This window comes from Streptomyces acidicola (assembly GCF_009377235.1).
Classification (GTDB): Bacteria; Actinomycetota; Actinomycetes; order Streptomycetales; family Streptomycetaceae; genus Streptomyces; species Streptomyces acidicola.
Map to the genome: position 1 here is coordinate 1 of NZ_VMNX01000256.1, position 13,408 is coordinate 13,408.

Consider the following 13,408-nt stretch of genomic DNA (forward strand, 5'->3'; position numbering starts at 1 on the left):
GCGCGTCATCAAACGCAAGATGTCCAACTGGAAGCTCAAACGCGCCGAGCACCACAATCCGCCCCGGCCGGACACTCCCTACGTGACCCTGGTCGGGCCGACCAAGGCCAGGCCGACCCGCCGGAAACCAACCTAAATCACCAGTATTGCATCTAGGGCTCCGGCCTCGGCTCAGCCGTGGGTTGGCTGTTCCAGGAGCCAGGCGCGGACGTCCAGCGCCTTCTCGATCTCCGGGTCCTGCGTCGCATGGTCGTGCTCCACCTCGGCGATCTGGCGACGTAGGTCGACGAGCTGGTCGATCGCCGAGACCGCCAGGTCGTGCCGACCGGCGTCGATGCAGCACTGGGCGTAGCTCTGGAGGCCCCGGACCAGGTCGTGCACATGCGCCTCCGGCAGCACCTGGGCGAGGTCCGTGCGGAGCATCACGCACTCGGCGAACAGGGGCAGCGCCGCCTCGGCCTCGCCGGCGGAACTGACTTGGAGGCCCAGGTCGTGCAGGCTCATGGCGAGGTCCGCGCTGTGGGCCTCGGGTGACCGCTCGGCGAGGGCGCGCCGGATCTGCACCGCCTCGGTGATCGCGGTCAGCGCCTCGGCCGGCCGACCCGACTGTTGCAGACAGCCAGAGAGGTTGTGTAGGGCCCTGGCGAGATCGTTATCGTGGACGCCGGGGCGGGACTCGGACAGGGCGCGGAATATCCGTTCCGCCTCGGTGATCGCGGCCAGTGCCTCCTCGTGTTGTCCCACGTCGCCCAGCACGATCGCCAGGGTGTTGAGGCCGATCGCCAGTCCCGGCACATGGGCGTCGGGGTGGAGGTCGGCGAGGGCACGGCGGATGTCGACTGACTCGCTGATCTGGACCGGAGCATCCTCGTACAGCCCCAGCCAGCTGTAGCGGTTCGCGAGGTTGTGCAGGGCGTCGGCGAGGGCGGGCAGGTAGCCCGGTTCCTCCTCGGCGAGGCCGCGCAGCAGGTCGACCGCTTCGGCGAGCGCTGCCAGGGAGTCCTCGTGGCGCCGTAGGGTCGCCAGACAGGCCGACAGGGTGTTGAGGCTGCCGGCGAGGTCGAGCGCGTACAGCTCGGGGGCCTGGGCGGTGAGGTCGCGCAGGATATCCGTCGCCTCGGTGACGGCTTCCAGTGCCTTCTGGTGCCGTCCTGTGTCCCGCAGCCGGTTGGCGAGGCGGTTGAGGCCGAGGGCGAGTTCCGCTCGGGCGGGCTCGGTCGGACTGTGTGCGGTGCGCCGTAGCAGGTCGACGCCGTCGGTGACGGCTTCCAGTGCCTCCTGGTGGTGTCCGGCGTCGCCGCGCCGGTCGGAGAGCCCGAGCAGCGCCATCGCCAGGGCCACGGTGTACCGCTCCGGATCGTCCGCCGCCGCCTGCCGGTAGCGCGGGACCAGAGCTTCGGCCAGGTCGAGCGCCACACCGGAGAGCACTTCGGTGCTGACCGGCAGGGCGTTGCCGAGCGCACGCAGCAGCTCGACGTCGTCGGACTCGTGTGCCACCCGTGTCAGGGCCGTCAGCAGCGGGGCCGGTGACTCCACGCGGGTGGCCACGGCGACCGCCGGCGAGGCCAGCGTGCGCGCGTGGTCGACGCACCAGCGGGTCAGTGTGTCGGCCACCCCCGGTCCGAGGGTGCGGTGTGCGGCGGCGCGTGCGCAGACCGTCAGCAGCGAGGTCGCCTCCTCGTACCCGATGTGCGGGATCAGTGTCTCCACGACGCGGCGGCGTTCGCGGTCGAGTACGAGGCGGCCCACCAGTCGTTCGGCGAGCCGGTCGGGTTGGAGGCACCCGAAGGCCGTGTGCCGGTCAGCCGCGGGGTACAGGGCGGTCAGCCAGGTCTGCACGGCGTCGAGCCGATCCAGCGGTTGGTCGGAGAGGCCGGGCACGCGGGTGAGGAACGCATCGACGGCCTGCCGCTCGGGTACCCCGAGGAGCGCCGCCGCGGCGATGGTGTCGATGAGGGTGGGCAGGCTCAGCCCCGGCAGCAGGCCGTGTGCCCGGGCCAGTGACTGCCAGTGGCGGCGCTCGTGGTCGAGCACGCGGTCTTCGGGCCCGCGCGGTGCTCCGTGGGGCGGTTCGTCCGTCGGGTGCGTGGCGTCGAGCAGGTCGGCCAGTGCCGTCATCTGCACCGCCAGGACGCTTCGGTCCTCCGGTGCCGACCGGTGCTCCGTCCGGCCGAGCCGCGTTGCGGCCGCCCCCCAGTCCGTATCGGGCCCACCGGGCAGGTCGCGCAGGGCGGCGGCGTAGGCATCAACGGCCGCGGTGTAGAGGTCAACGTCGTTCGGCTCCAGTAACGGCAGCCGGCGTACGACGGCCGTGTCCGTGAGGTCGGCGACGGCGTCCCCCGAGGCGGCCAATTCCTGCCACCAGTCGCCGCCGGCACGGGCGAGCAGTAGCACCTTGACGCGGCGTCCCCGGTGCGCGAGGTCGCTGAGCAACGCGGCGAGTTGGTGGACGCGTCCCTCGGCGTAGTCGACCACGACCAGCGTCGGCACGACCACGTCGGCGATCACCGACAGCTGCTCGGAAGCGGCAGTGGCCCGCGGCCACACGACTGCCCAGCCATCCTCGGCGAGCCACTCGCCGAACCGCTGGGCCAGGCGGGTCTTGCCCTGCCCGCCGGGGCCGTGCAGCAGCCACACGCCCGTGCTGGGAAGCGCCGCCCAGGCCAGCAGCTCCTCCAGCTCTTCGTCCCGGCCAACGAACGGTACGACGGCGCGGCCCGCGGTGAGCAGACCGGCCGGGGTAACCGCCGTGGCTCCCCCTGGCAACGGATCGCCCAGCTCGCGCAGTTCCACGCCCCGGCACACGGGCGATCCGCCGTGCTCGGCGAGTCGCGCGCGGAACTGGGGGTCGCGCAGCAGCATGTACGCCGGTACGGCCTCCAGCGCGGCGTGGGCCCGTCCGGCCGGGTCTGCGGCGATCACGCCGGTCAGTAGATCGCCGCAGAACACGGCGGCGCCAGACAGCCCGCCCCACGGTGACGGACCGTCCGGCGGGTGGCTGTCCAACTGCATCACATAGCGATCGCCGACCATCTGGTCCCCCGCGTTGAGCCGCCCGGACAGCTGGCTGACCTCCACGGGCCTGTCCGGGCGCTGCACCAGGTTCGGCACGCCCCAGCAGGCGCAGGAGATGCCGGTGCGGTGGGTGACGGTGCGCCCCCAGGGCGCGGCCTCGCCGGTCGGCACCCAGTGCGGATCATCGAGCAGCACCAGTGCCGCGTCGTCGCGCCCGCCCGGCGTACCGCACCACACGACGGTCCCCGCGAACTCGCCGGGCCGTCCGGGTCGGAACACCGTGACCGCGCGGCCCTCGGCCCGCCCCACATGACCGGAGGTCAGCACGAGGCGCGGGCCCACGAGGTAGCCCGAGCCGGGACCGTGCGAACCGGTGACCCCCACCACCCTGTCCCAGTTCACGCCCGCGCCTCCCGGGTTCTCAGCGTCCGATGTGGTCAGACACGTCGCCCGGTCCGGCGGGCCGACGCGAGTCGCCTCCCACCAGCAGGTCCCCGCCGTCGGCGCGGCGCGGGGTCAGCGAGAGAGTCACCCGGTGCGTCCTGCCTCGTGACACTCCCGCCTCAGCGTCCCCGGAAACCACCCAGGCCTTGAATCCGGCCTTGGCCGTGGCATCCGTGCGCAACTCCACGGCGAGTTCGAGCTCGATCGTCCCGACGTCGAACACCAAATCCTGCCCGGCTCCGCGCGCGGCGGCGGTCAGCAGCTCGTCCCGCAACCCCGCGACCGCATCGGCCAGTTCGATGTCCACGCCCGTACCTCCGGTTCGACCGAGCAACTGATCGGAACTATAGGGTCCTTGCCCGGAAACCGGCTCGTTCTCGCTTCGGTGGCCGATCAGTCGGGATATTGGTGTCGTCCGGCGGGCTTCCTCCGGGGCTCAGGGCCGCGGACCGTCGCATCGACACCGCGTAGCATCCGGCCGCCATGGACATGCCGACCAGCAGCGCGAGCTCGACGCTACAGCCGTCCGCGTAGTCGAATGATGATGGCCCATGCCGACAGCAGCGTCTCGCCGATATTCAGGCGCAGCTGCTTCGGGGTGACTGCACTGGTGCGGCACTTCCGAAGCAGCGCGCGTTCGGTGTGATGTGAGGGGGCGTCGGCGAGTTCTTCGATCTGGTGGGCGAGGCGTGAGTCGGGGCGCAGTACCTGGAATCCCCACTCGTCGACTTCGTTGACCTTCAGTCGGCCGACTGCTTCCCGCAGGGCGAGGGGTGGGGCGGCGTGGGGGTGTGCTGTGGCGGGAGAAGCGGGTGAGGTGGATGTCGGTGGACGGATGCACGATCCAGGACCGTCACGCGGCCGCCATTGCGGCGCATCGCGTCCCGCGCCGGCGTCGGCCGTGCTGATCTGCCCCGCCGCAGCACACCGGGCCGAGGACGCGAAACGGGCGCTCGCTCTCGTCGCCGACGGCTGCCCGAGGTCGCGATACGGGCGTGAGGAAACCGTGGCGCGGCTCTTCGAGCGCCGGGCGCGTGAGCCGGCCTCGTCCCAGTGCCCAGCTTGGGGCTCGGTATAGCAATGAGGCCTGTTACTGGGCCGCCCAGTCCCTTCCGAGACGGCGAGAGGAACCGGGCAGCCGCGAGGGCCTTTGGCTTCGACGGCTTGCACCATCAGACATCTGAGGCATGGCCGCAGGGTGGTGCGGTCAGGCGATGTAGACGCTGCCGCCGAACTCCTGGGTCGTGCTGCCGCCCGGGGGAACGACTGCGATGACGTCTCCCGAGCAGTCGGAGCAGCCGTAGACGAGGGCGTAACCATTGGTCTCGTTGCGGACGATGAGCGGCCAGATGTTGGGCTGGTAGCAGCCGCTCGGGTTCTGGATCACCTGTCCTCCGGCGAAGACGAGCCTTCCCTGGGCCGCGAAGGCCGGGTTTGGCAGGGCGAGGGCCGTCACCCCCGCCATGGCGAGGGCGCTGAACACGGTTGCGATGCGTCGCATGAGTGAGCTCCTGACAGGTCGGTATGAATGGGCAGCCACCCACCAGTTACGGAAAGTACCCACGCTGTAGCTTTGGGCCATCACGCGTTCGCTCCTTCGTGTCACCCTGACGGTGTGTCGGCATACCGGATGCGGCAGCGGGGAACACCAGGCGGTCGGGCCAAGCGCTCGCGCAGGACTGCGCGAGCCAGGTCTCACCTACGGGCAGGAGACGTTGAGTAGACCAGTCCGCCCGCGAACCATGGCACGCCTTGGTCGCCGCCCGGCGCCGCCTCCTCGGCACCGGGCGATAGGCACCGGGCAAGGCAGGCGGCCGCGGTCTGCGCCCAGCGCCTGAAGCTGGCTATAGCTTGCGGAGCCCGCTGAGAACCCGTTCGAGCAGGCTCACGGCGGGGGCGCTACCGGCCTCGGCGGCCTCCGGCTGGTGAACAGCGACGATTCCTGCTTCCGCAAGATCAGCCTCGAAGTGCACCCCGCCCACACCGATCGGCGCGCCCGGCGGTACCCGCAGCACCTCGGCGCGGCCGTCCGGGTGCAGCAGGACTGGCGGTGGGTGGCCGGCGTTGGCGATGGTGATCCGGTGCGAGACCGGGTCGTACACGGCACACATGCATGTCGCCATGTGGTCGTTGCCGAGGTCGCGGGCCACGTCGTCAATCTGATGGAGTATTTCCTGGGGTGGGAGATCCTGGCTGGCCAGCGTCTTCAGCGACGCGCGCAACTGCCCCATGACCGCTGCGGATGTCATGGAATGACTTACAACATCACCGACAACCAAGGCGACCCGGCTACCCGGAAGGGCGATGACGTCGTACCAGTCGCCCCCGACCCTTGCGGTCTCCGCGGCCGGCAGGTAGCGGTGCGCCAGCTGTACGCCCCAGGAGTGCGGCAGCCTCTCGGGCAGCATTCTGCGCTGCAGCTCGTCCGCGATGTACGCCTCGCGGCCGTACAGCACCGCCTTGTCGATGCCGAGCGCGCTGTGCGTGGCGAGCTGGGCGGCTACCAGCAGGTCGTCCTGCTCGAACGCCATGCGCTCCGGGCGGCGCAGGAATAGTGCCGCGCCGATCACTCGGCGGCGGCCGCGCAGCGGCGCCAGGATGGTGCGCTGGCCCGTGGGCACCGTGAACAGGCTGTTCTCGCCGATGAGTTCGGGCAGGGCGGCATAGGCTGCGGGCGCGTCCGCGAACACTGGCCGTACCCCGCGGAGCACCTCGGCGAGCGCGCCACCGGGCCGTACCTCGCACAGCTCCGCCGTGACCGCCGCCAGATCGGAGGGCTCCGGCTGGACCGCGGGCTCGGTGTCGCGCTCCGCCGGAATCCGGTCGGTGCGGCGCAGCCGCAGCACGAGCGGACCGACGGGCCGCTCGTCACCGACCGGCAGCGGCTCACGCAAATAGACCAGAATCGCGTCCGAGAACATCGGCACGGTGGCCCGGCACAGACCCATCACGATCTCGTCCAGGTCGATGCCCCGGGCGATCCGCCGCGTCGCTGCTCCGATGTAGCGCAAGTGATCGGCAGAGAGCAGGACTGGCGCCGCCTCGGAAGCAAGAACCGGCGCCCTGGAGCCGGTCACCGGGTTATCCAGGGTTGTCCCGGACAACTGTGCAACTCCTCCGAGCCCATCCGAAGGAGGCGGCCCGGGCACACGCTGCACCTGTCCGGGAACGACGGTCACCGCGGAGGTTTCAGTTGAACGCGTCCGGTAGCCGACCTCGTCGGCGGCCTGCTGAACGACTTCGTGCTCCTCGTCCAAGACCGCGCGCACCTTCTCCAGGGCACGATCCACGTCATCGAGGGCCACATCATCCTGGCTGATCGCCGTCAGATCCGGCTGAAGTGCCTGAGGAACCGGATCATGCGGCTCTTCGGAGTCACCGTGCCCCATCCGGACCCGCAGCCTGGCAAGCTCATCTTCCAGTTCCTGGATGCGACGGGCCGCATGGTCGGCAACCTGCTGGGCGGTATCCCGTTCCCGCTCGGCACGCGACAACTGCGAGCTCAGTTCCGCCTGCTGCTGCTGTGCTCGGGACAGACGTACCTCGACCGCCCTGTGCGCGTCCGAACCATTGGCCGGCATCGTCTCCAAGGCATCAACCCGGCGCTTGAGTTCCGCCACTTTCGCCTGAGTCTGACCGAGCATGGCAAAAAGCAGGGTGGCGATCTGCAGCGCCTGATGCCGGCCGCGCTCACTGGCCTCGTACGCCTGCCGGACACGCTGCAGTTCCTGATAGACCTCGATGGTGCGGTCCTTCGCCGCCAGCAACTCCCGTGCGAGTGCCAGCTCCTGCGTCCCCTCAGGCGGTGTTGGGCTGGACTGCGCGCGGTCCCATAACGCCCTTGCCATCTCCAGGCGCTCTCCGGAGCAGTCGGCTGGGTCATGGGGGAAGCACACATCAGCTACGGCCTCGACCAGGTCCCACTCCAGAGACTCACCAGCCAGCAGATCGCGGAGCCTGCGCAGCTCAGGGACGGCGTGGGCGACGAAGTGGTCCGGCGTCAGCCGTTGATGCAACTGAGTCACCGACACCGACGACTCATCAAGCCAGGACCGCATCAGGTCAACCAGCTGATTGACCTCGGCACACGACCCCCGAGGCGGCCCCCACGGACGCCCTGCCCGCTTTCCATTGACGCCCACCGGCTGGCCCTCCCCCTCAGTTGTCCGCCGGACAACCCCCAGTTATCACCGAAGAAACATCCAACACTCTCACCTGCACCTTCCGCTCGGGGATCGTCGTATTTCCGCACCGGCACAACATGATCCAGGCGGTACGCTCATGACCCCTCTCCACCCGGCTTTCCTGATCCTCGTACTGGCGGTAGCAATCCTGTTCTCCGTCATTGCAGCGGCGGTCGCCTTCGCCCTGGCCCGATGGGACGGCGCCACCATCCCGTCAGCCCTCACACGCAGCGGCGTAGCCTTCACAGCAGCACTCACCCTGTGCCTCGCAGTCATGTCCGCCCTTGGACCAGGAGAAGTGGGCATGGCGGGCGAAAATCATCGGGGGCAGCTCGGTGCTCTCACATCGCGAGAAGCCGCCCGCCCGTCGACGGCAGCGGGGGGCCGGAACACCCCTGACGGCAACGCGTACCGGCCTCCCGAGTGGCGCGTTGTCCCTCAAGCCCGGAGTAGCGCAAGCCACGGGTGACCTCGCTGCACGGGCGCGGCGCAGCGTCGGCGCAGGTAGGCGAGGGAGGGCCGAACTGCGGTCTTTACGCTCCCGGCAACCGCCCTCACCATGAGTGACGGGACGGTGGTGAGGGCGGGGGTGGGGTTCGATGTCGACCGGCACGAGCGGCTCCTACTGGGCGGCGCAAGCGCTGCCCAGCGTGTTCAAGCACAACCTGTTGGGCCGGTACATCCCGCAGTTCGGCGGGATGACCGGGTCCCGCGACAAGCGCGTGGTCTACCTGGACGGATACGCCGGCGAGGGACGGTACGAGAACGGCGATCCCGGATCAGCGGAGATCGCCATGCGGGTGGCGTCCAAGCACCGTTCGCAGCACCGGCTGCACTGGACGTGCTTCTTCACCGAAGCCGACGCCAAGTCGGTAGCCCGGCTGGAGACGGTCGCAGGCATCTACCGTGGCCAGGGCGTCGACGCCCGGGTGCACCACGGGGAGGTGGACGGCGTCCTGGACCAGGTGGTGTGTGCGGCCACCGGGCAGCCGCTGTTCTTATTCCTGGACCCGTGCGGGCTCGGCCTGCCCTACGGCCGGCTTGTGGGGACCATGGCAGCACGCCGCAGGACGGGCACCTGGCCGCCGACGGAGTTCCTGATGAACTTCAGCATGGACGCGGTGCGCCGCCTGGGCGGCAACGCCCGCTCCGCGAAGGGGGTGGAGCGGTCCTCGCAGCGGTTCGATGAGGTCATGGGCGGCCCGTGGTGGCGGAAGTACTTCCCCGCCGGCCGGGAGCCCGATCCGGGCGCGGACGAAGCGGTCGCCGCCGAGTACGCCCGGCGCCTGGCGGCCGCCACCGGCATGCTGGTGCGGTCCGTGCCGGTGGCCCGGGCGCCGCACCACAAACCCGTCTACCACCTGGTGTTCGGCACGCGGCGCCAGCACGGGCTGTGGGTGTTCGGCGACACCGTGGCCCGTGCCCGGGACACCTGGTGGGAGAAGCTGGAGGTCGCCGATGAGACCAAGGACCCGGACTCGCTGTTCACGGTGGCGTCCCTGATCCGCCCCGACCCGAAGAAGGTCACCGAGGCGGCCGTGCCCGAGATCGCGAAGAACCTGGAACGGCTGCTCGCTGAGCAGCGGCGGCCCTTCCGGCTGGTCGACCACACACTGGAGGTCTTCGGGGACTACTACGGGCAGGTCACCGAGCCGGCCGTCCGGGCCGCTGTGAAACAGCTGCACGCGGACGGCAAGACGCCCAGCACGGGAGTCAGCAGGAACAAGGAGAAAATACGGGACCTGGTCGTCGCACCGGCACAGTAGGTCAGACGGCGGCCGCCAGCGGCATCTCGTTCCAGGTACGGCCGTCCAGCTCGCGGCCGCCGGCCTTCGGCGTGCGGCCGCCCCATTGTTTGAAGAAAAACGCCACCCCGGCCTGCTGGCAGGTGTCCCTGATCTGTGTCACCCACGCCTCGTCCAGCGGCCGGTGCCCGGGCCCCGACTCGCCGCCGGCGATGACCCAGTCGATGCCGGTCAGCTCCAGCCCGTCCAGCGGCCCCAGCAGCGGCTCGCACGACAGGAACTTCACCGCCGCGGGAACCTGCCGCAGGTCATCGACACGTGGAAGTTCCTTCGCGCTCTCCACGGACACGCCCATCCAGAGGTTGTCCGGCCACTGAAGCCGGTCGGCGACCTGCCGCAGACGCCGCGCTCGCTTGGTGAGTACCTGGTAGGTGTGCTGCGGGGTTTCGGCAATCACGTCGAAGACGCGGCGCACGTAGTCGAGCGGCACCCGCGCATGGAACAGGTCGCTCATGGAGTTCACGAACACCGTCCGCGGGCTCTTCCACCCGTACGGCACGGACAGGGCGTCCGGGTGCAACGTCAGCCCGAACCCGGGACCGGAAGTGCGCGGGTCACCGTCGGCCTGGTACTTCGGCGACCCCATCGCCTTCAGCCGCTTGGCCAGCGTCAACGCGTAGCAGTTGTCGCACCCCTTGGAGACACGGTCGCATCCCGTGGTCGGGTTCCATGTCGCCTCGGTCCACTCGATCGCGCTGCGGTCACTCACCGGCTGGCCCTCCATCCCCTCGAACCGACGCCGATCCGCCGTCGCGGCACGGTTCGCCTCTTGCCCAACGACCCGTTGCCGCACCGGACATTGGCATCCAACCATTTGGCACCGCCCGTCGCGGGGCCACCCCTTAACTCGAACATGTGTACCCAATCTTGTTGTGGTCCGTGCGGTAAGAATCAGCCACCCGGGATGACACCGCCTCACGGTCTGGCCTGCGCGTTCACGCTGTACGCCGCACGACCGAGGGCTGCGAAGCATCCGCCGTAGTGCCGTCCCGTTGTGCGCGCTCGGCACGGGCGCGGCGCAGTGCGAGAGCGTGGGTGGCGTTGGCTGCGTGGCGGCGCTGGGCGCGGGCGGCGTCGATCGGGGCCGGCTGGTCGTCCGTGGCTGCCTCGGGCTCAGGGAAGGCGCGTCGGCTGAGCTCGCGCATCGCCCTGCTCTGCTGCTCGACCGCCTCCGCGATGCCCGGGTCGACCCGCCGCGCGGGTGTGCCGGCCCGGTGCGCGGCGAGCGCCCGGTGGTACCCGTCGCTGGCCAACTCCCGGGTTTTCACCGGACCCTTGGGCACCCCGGCCGCCCGCGGGGTGTCGTCGTCCGGGGTGGGCGCGGGCACGGAGCCTGGCGCGAGGATTCGCAGGGCGCGCACAACGGTTCGGCCTGCCGAGGCGTTCGCGGCCTCGACGACGCGGGCCTGCTCCAGGCGCAGCTTCGTCGCCCAGACCGCCGACTCCGGGCACACCGTGAGCCGGCCGGAGTCAGCGTCGTACCCGACGGCCGCGACGTGCCCTGCAAGCTCGGGGCCGATGGCCGCCCACCGCTCCCGCAGCGCGGCACCGGCGGCCGGGAGCTCCCAAGCCCGCTCGGTCACCAGCGCGCCAATCGCGGCACCGAGCCCCATCGGCTCAGCTTGTTTTTTATGGTTTGCGAGCTTTGAGTTTATTACGTTCAGTGATGCTTTCAGGGCGTCTGGTCGATTTGCCCACGTCGTAACGGGTGGCCGGTCGCCGGTTCTTCGAGCCAAGTGGGCGCCCTGGGCCGGGAGTTGAGGGTTTGGGTGCACGGGCCGGACTGTGCAGGTGAGGGCGGAGGTTCCTGAACCCCTGGCGGACGCGGGCCGGGGTGAGCCGGGCGGGCTCGGCCCGCTTCTCCCAGGGGCGGCGGAGATCGGCCGCGGCCTCACGGGTGAGCCGGAGCTGGGTATGCGCCGCGATCACGAGCCACGTCCACCGGTCCGTGGCCTCGGGAGTACGGAGCCTGGGACGGGTCCAGCCAAGCGTCTGCTTTACAAAACGGAAAGTATGTTCAAGATCGAAGCGCCTCAGGAACGCTTGCCACCGCAGGTCGACGTCTGTGCTGGTCATGCCGGTCTTGGAGGACCACAGCCAAACGGGCAGTGGGTCACCTCCGCCGGGCAGATGGTCCACCTGGAGGCGAATCAGGGTGCCCTCGATAATGTGGAGTTCGCCGTCGTGGTCGATCCACGCGCTGCGGGTGGTGAGCCGGGGGTGGATACGGTCCCAGGCCATCGCCTTCGCGGTGCCGTAGCGGTCGGTGACCTGCACCGTCTCCGCGTTGGGGTTCCCCCAGGTATCGGGCTTGGCGAAGCGGAACTCCTTGCCGTGCTTCGGCGGTCGCCCGCCCTGGGGATAGGACAGGGCGTACTCCTTGAGCGAGGGTGCCGGCCGTCGCATGACACGGTCCGCGCGCATCCGTCCCAGCACCTCGACGGGCAGGCCGTCGAGGAGGTAGGCCATGCGCGGGGCGTCGTAGCCGGCATCGAAGACGACCAGGATGTCGTCGTCACCGGCTTCCCACTGCCCTGGGCGATCAGGTCCGTGACAACGCGGCGGACCTGGGCTGCGGTGACTTCGGCGACATCGTCGTCGGGGCCGAGCCGGACCGCGTCCATCAGCTGGCACCACGACGTCCGGCCGGTCTCCAGCGCGGCGACGAATGAGTACGGCCAGCCGGGGATGAACTGGTCCGAGGAGCGTCCCGAGCGTCCGTAGACATGACAGAACAAGCGGTCCGGGCTGGTCGGCGCGTCGGGCCGCAGCCACGCGGAGACATCGACGGCCAGGACCAGGCGCCCGTCGGCGGCCTTGGGCTGCGGCAGCATGGCCAGCGCCTTGCGTAGCCTATCCGCGTCCATGCGGCCCTGGTTGAGCGCGTCGTACAACGCGCCGTGCCCACGCCGGTGCTCGGCCAGCAGCGTCAGATCGACCGGCGAGGTCACCGGGCCGTCCTCGCAGAGCATCGCGTCGCACAGCTCGAACAGTGAGTCACCGCGCCGGGTCAGACATGTGTAGAAGTCCTCCCGAAAGTGGGACGTGAAGTCGAACGCCTCGTGCCGGGCATCGTGATGCAGCAGACTCACCCCTGCGGCCTTCGTGTCGATCGCGTGTCTCCGTGGCGGAGCACATGATCGTGCGGGGGCCGTCCGCCTGTCCGGCCAGTTCCCAGGTGAGTGAGCCAGTACGATCCGCCGTTCGAACTACTGGTCAGGCATTGGTGTCCCGGAGGCCGACCGCGTCGTGCTGCCAAAATAGCTCCGAGTACACCAGCGTCCCCGTCATCCACGCCTCGTGCGCTGGAAGCCTGAGCACCTGGAAGGCGGCATCGGGGATGCGCAGGGACGGCTTACGGAATTCCAACTCGCCGCCGGACACGAACCCGAAGCGCGTGTAGTAAGCCGGGTCCCCTTCGAGGAAGACGAGCGGGACCGCCCGCTGGACGAGGAGCTCCAGACCGCCACGGACCAGGGCCGAGCCGATCCCCTGTCGCTGGTGTCCGGGCAGCACGGCCAGCGGGCTGAGCACCTGTACGTCGACCAGGCGCCGTGGGGCATCGAGCAGGCTGCGGGTGAACATCACGTGTCCCACCACCTGCCCGGCTTGCTCGGCGACCAGCGACAGCCCACGGCCGGGGACCACGATGTCGCGCAGAGCATCCGTCAAATTGGCCACGACAGATCCGTGATCACCGAACGCCTCCAGATGGAGGCCGCGCACGGCTTCTCTGTCACCAGCCCTCTCTTCACGAAGAGTCATAGCCCTGACAGTAGGTAGGCACCGTCTCCACCGGCCAGTGGTTAAAAGACAAGCTCAGCTTGTCTTTTAACCCCGGGCCTCGAACGTCGCGTCGTACACCCCCACTCATCTGGGGATTCGTCGGGCAGGCGGACGGCCTTCGCATGATCATGCATTCCGCCACGGAAGCTTGTTCATACGAAGGCCGCAGAGGTG

General features: G+C 69.7%; 7 protein-coding genes and 2 pseudogenes. 1 reads left to right on the top strand and 8 read right to left on the bottom strand.

All coding sequences use genetic code 11. The annotated features are described in order from the left end of the window. Window positions 1-171: 171 nt before the first annotated feature. The 4 genes and pseudogenes from FPZ41_RS50045 to FPZ41_RS49075 all read right to left on the bottom strand — a co-directional run. On the bottom strand, window positions 172-3,417 hold the full coding sequence (locus tag FPZ41_RS50045) for a tetratricopeptide repeat protein (protein ID WP_152868641.1): 3,246 nt from the start codon (window positions 3,415-3,417) through the stop codon (window positions 172-174). Window positions 3,418-3,436: 19 nt separating this feature from the next. Beyond that, a complete protein-coding gene (locus tag FPZ41_RS39085; RefSeq protein ID WP_322621298.1) occupies window positions 3,437-3,766 on the bottom strand; it encodes a trypco2 family protein in 330 nt (109 codons plus the stop codon). Between the two features lie 900 nt (window positions 3,767-4,666). Further along, entirely contained in the window at window positions 4,667-4,960 is a 294-nt protein-coding gene (locus tag FPZ41_RS39090) for a hypothetical protein (protein WP_152868643.1), read from the bottom strand. A 457-nt stretch (window positions 4,961-5,417) separates the two neighbouring features. Beyond that, a pseudogene (locus tag FPZ41_RS49075) lies at window positions 5,418-6,779 on the bottom strand (PP2C family protein-serine/threonine phosphatase); the annotation flags it as partial. A gap of 1,463 nt (window positions 6,780-8,242) precedes the next feature. Here FPZ41_RS49075 and tcmP point away from each other — a divergent pair. Further along, window positions 8,243-9,409, top strand: a complete 1,167-nt coding sequence (gene tcmP / locus FPZ41_RS39105; RefSeq protein WP_152868646.1) for a three-Cys-motif partner protein TcmP — start codon at window positions 8,243-8,245, stop codon at window positions 9,407-9,409. A 1-nt stretch (window position 9,410) separates the two neighbouring features. Here tcmP and FPZ41_RS39110 read toward each other — a convergent pair whose 3' ends face one another. The 4 genes and pseudogenes from FPZ41_RS39110 to FPZ41_RS39125 all read right to left on the bottom strand — a co-directional run bounded on the left by FPZ41_RS39110 (window position 9,411) and on the right by FPZ41_RS39125 (window position 13,213). Further along, window positions 9,411-10,157: a DUF5131 family protein gene (locus FPZ41_RS39110; RefSeq protein WP_322621299.1), complete on the bottom strand. Its 747-nt coding sequence runs from the start codon at window positions 10,155-10,157 to the stop codon at window positions 9,411-9,413. A 226-nt stretch (window positions 10,158-10,383) separates the two neighbouring features. Then, window positions 10,384-11,061, bottom strand: a complete 678-nt coding sequence (locus FPZ41_RS39115) for a DUF721 domain-containing protein (protein ID WP_152868650.1) — start codon at window positions 11,059-11,061, stop codon at window positions 10,384-10,386. A 16-nt stretch (window positions 11,062-11,077) separates the two neighbouring features. Beyond that, a pseudogene (locus FPZ41_RS39120) lies at window positions 11,078-12,534 on the bottom strand (NF041680 family putative transposase). 130 nt (window positions 12,535-12,664) lie between these two features. Continuing rightward, window positions 12,665-13,213, bottom strand: a complete 549-nt coding sequence (locus FPZ41_RS39125) for a GNAT family N-acetyltransferase (RefSeq protein ID WP_152868652.1) — start codon at window positions 13,211-13,213, stop codon at window positions 12,665-12,667. Between the last annotated feature and the right edge of the window lie 195 nt (window positions 13,214-13,408).

Excerpts from the sequence above, each read along its gene's own strand:
- FPZ41_RS39090 (WP_152868643.1), bottom strand. The coding sequence starts at position 4,960 with ATGCGACGCATCGCAACCGTGTTCAGCGCCCTCGCCATGGCGGGGGTG.
- tcmP (WP_152868646.1), top strand. The coding sequence starts at position 8,243 with ATGTCGACCGGCACGAGCGGCTCCTACTGGGCGGCGCAAGCGCTGCCC.
- FPZ41_RS39115 (WP_152868650.1), bottom strand. The coding sequence starts at position 11,061 with ATGGGGCTCGGTGCCGCGATTGGCGCGCTGGTGACCGAGCGGGCTTGG.
- FPZ41_RS39125 (WP_152868652.1), bottom strand. The coding sequence starts at position 13,213 with ATGACTCTTCGTGAAGAGAGGGCTGGTGACAGAGAAGCCGTGCGCGGC.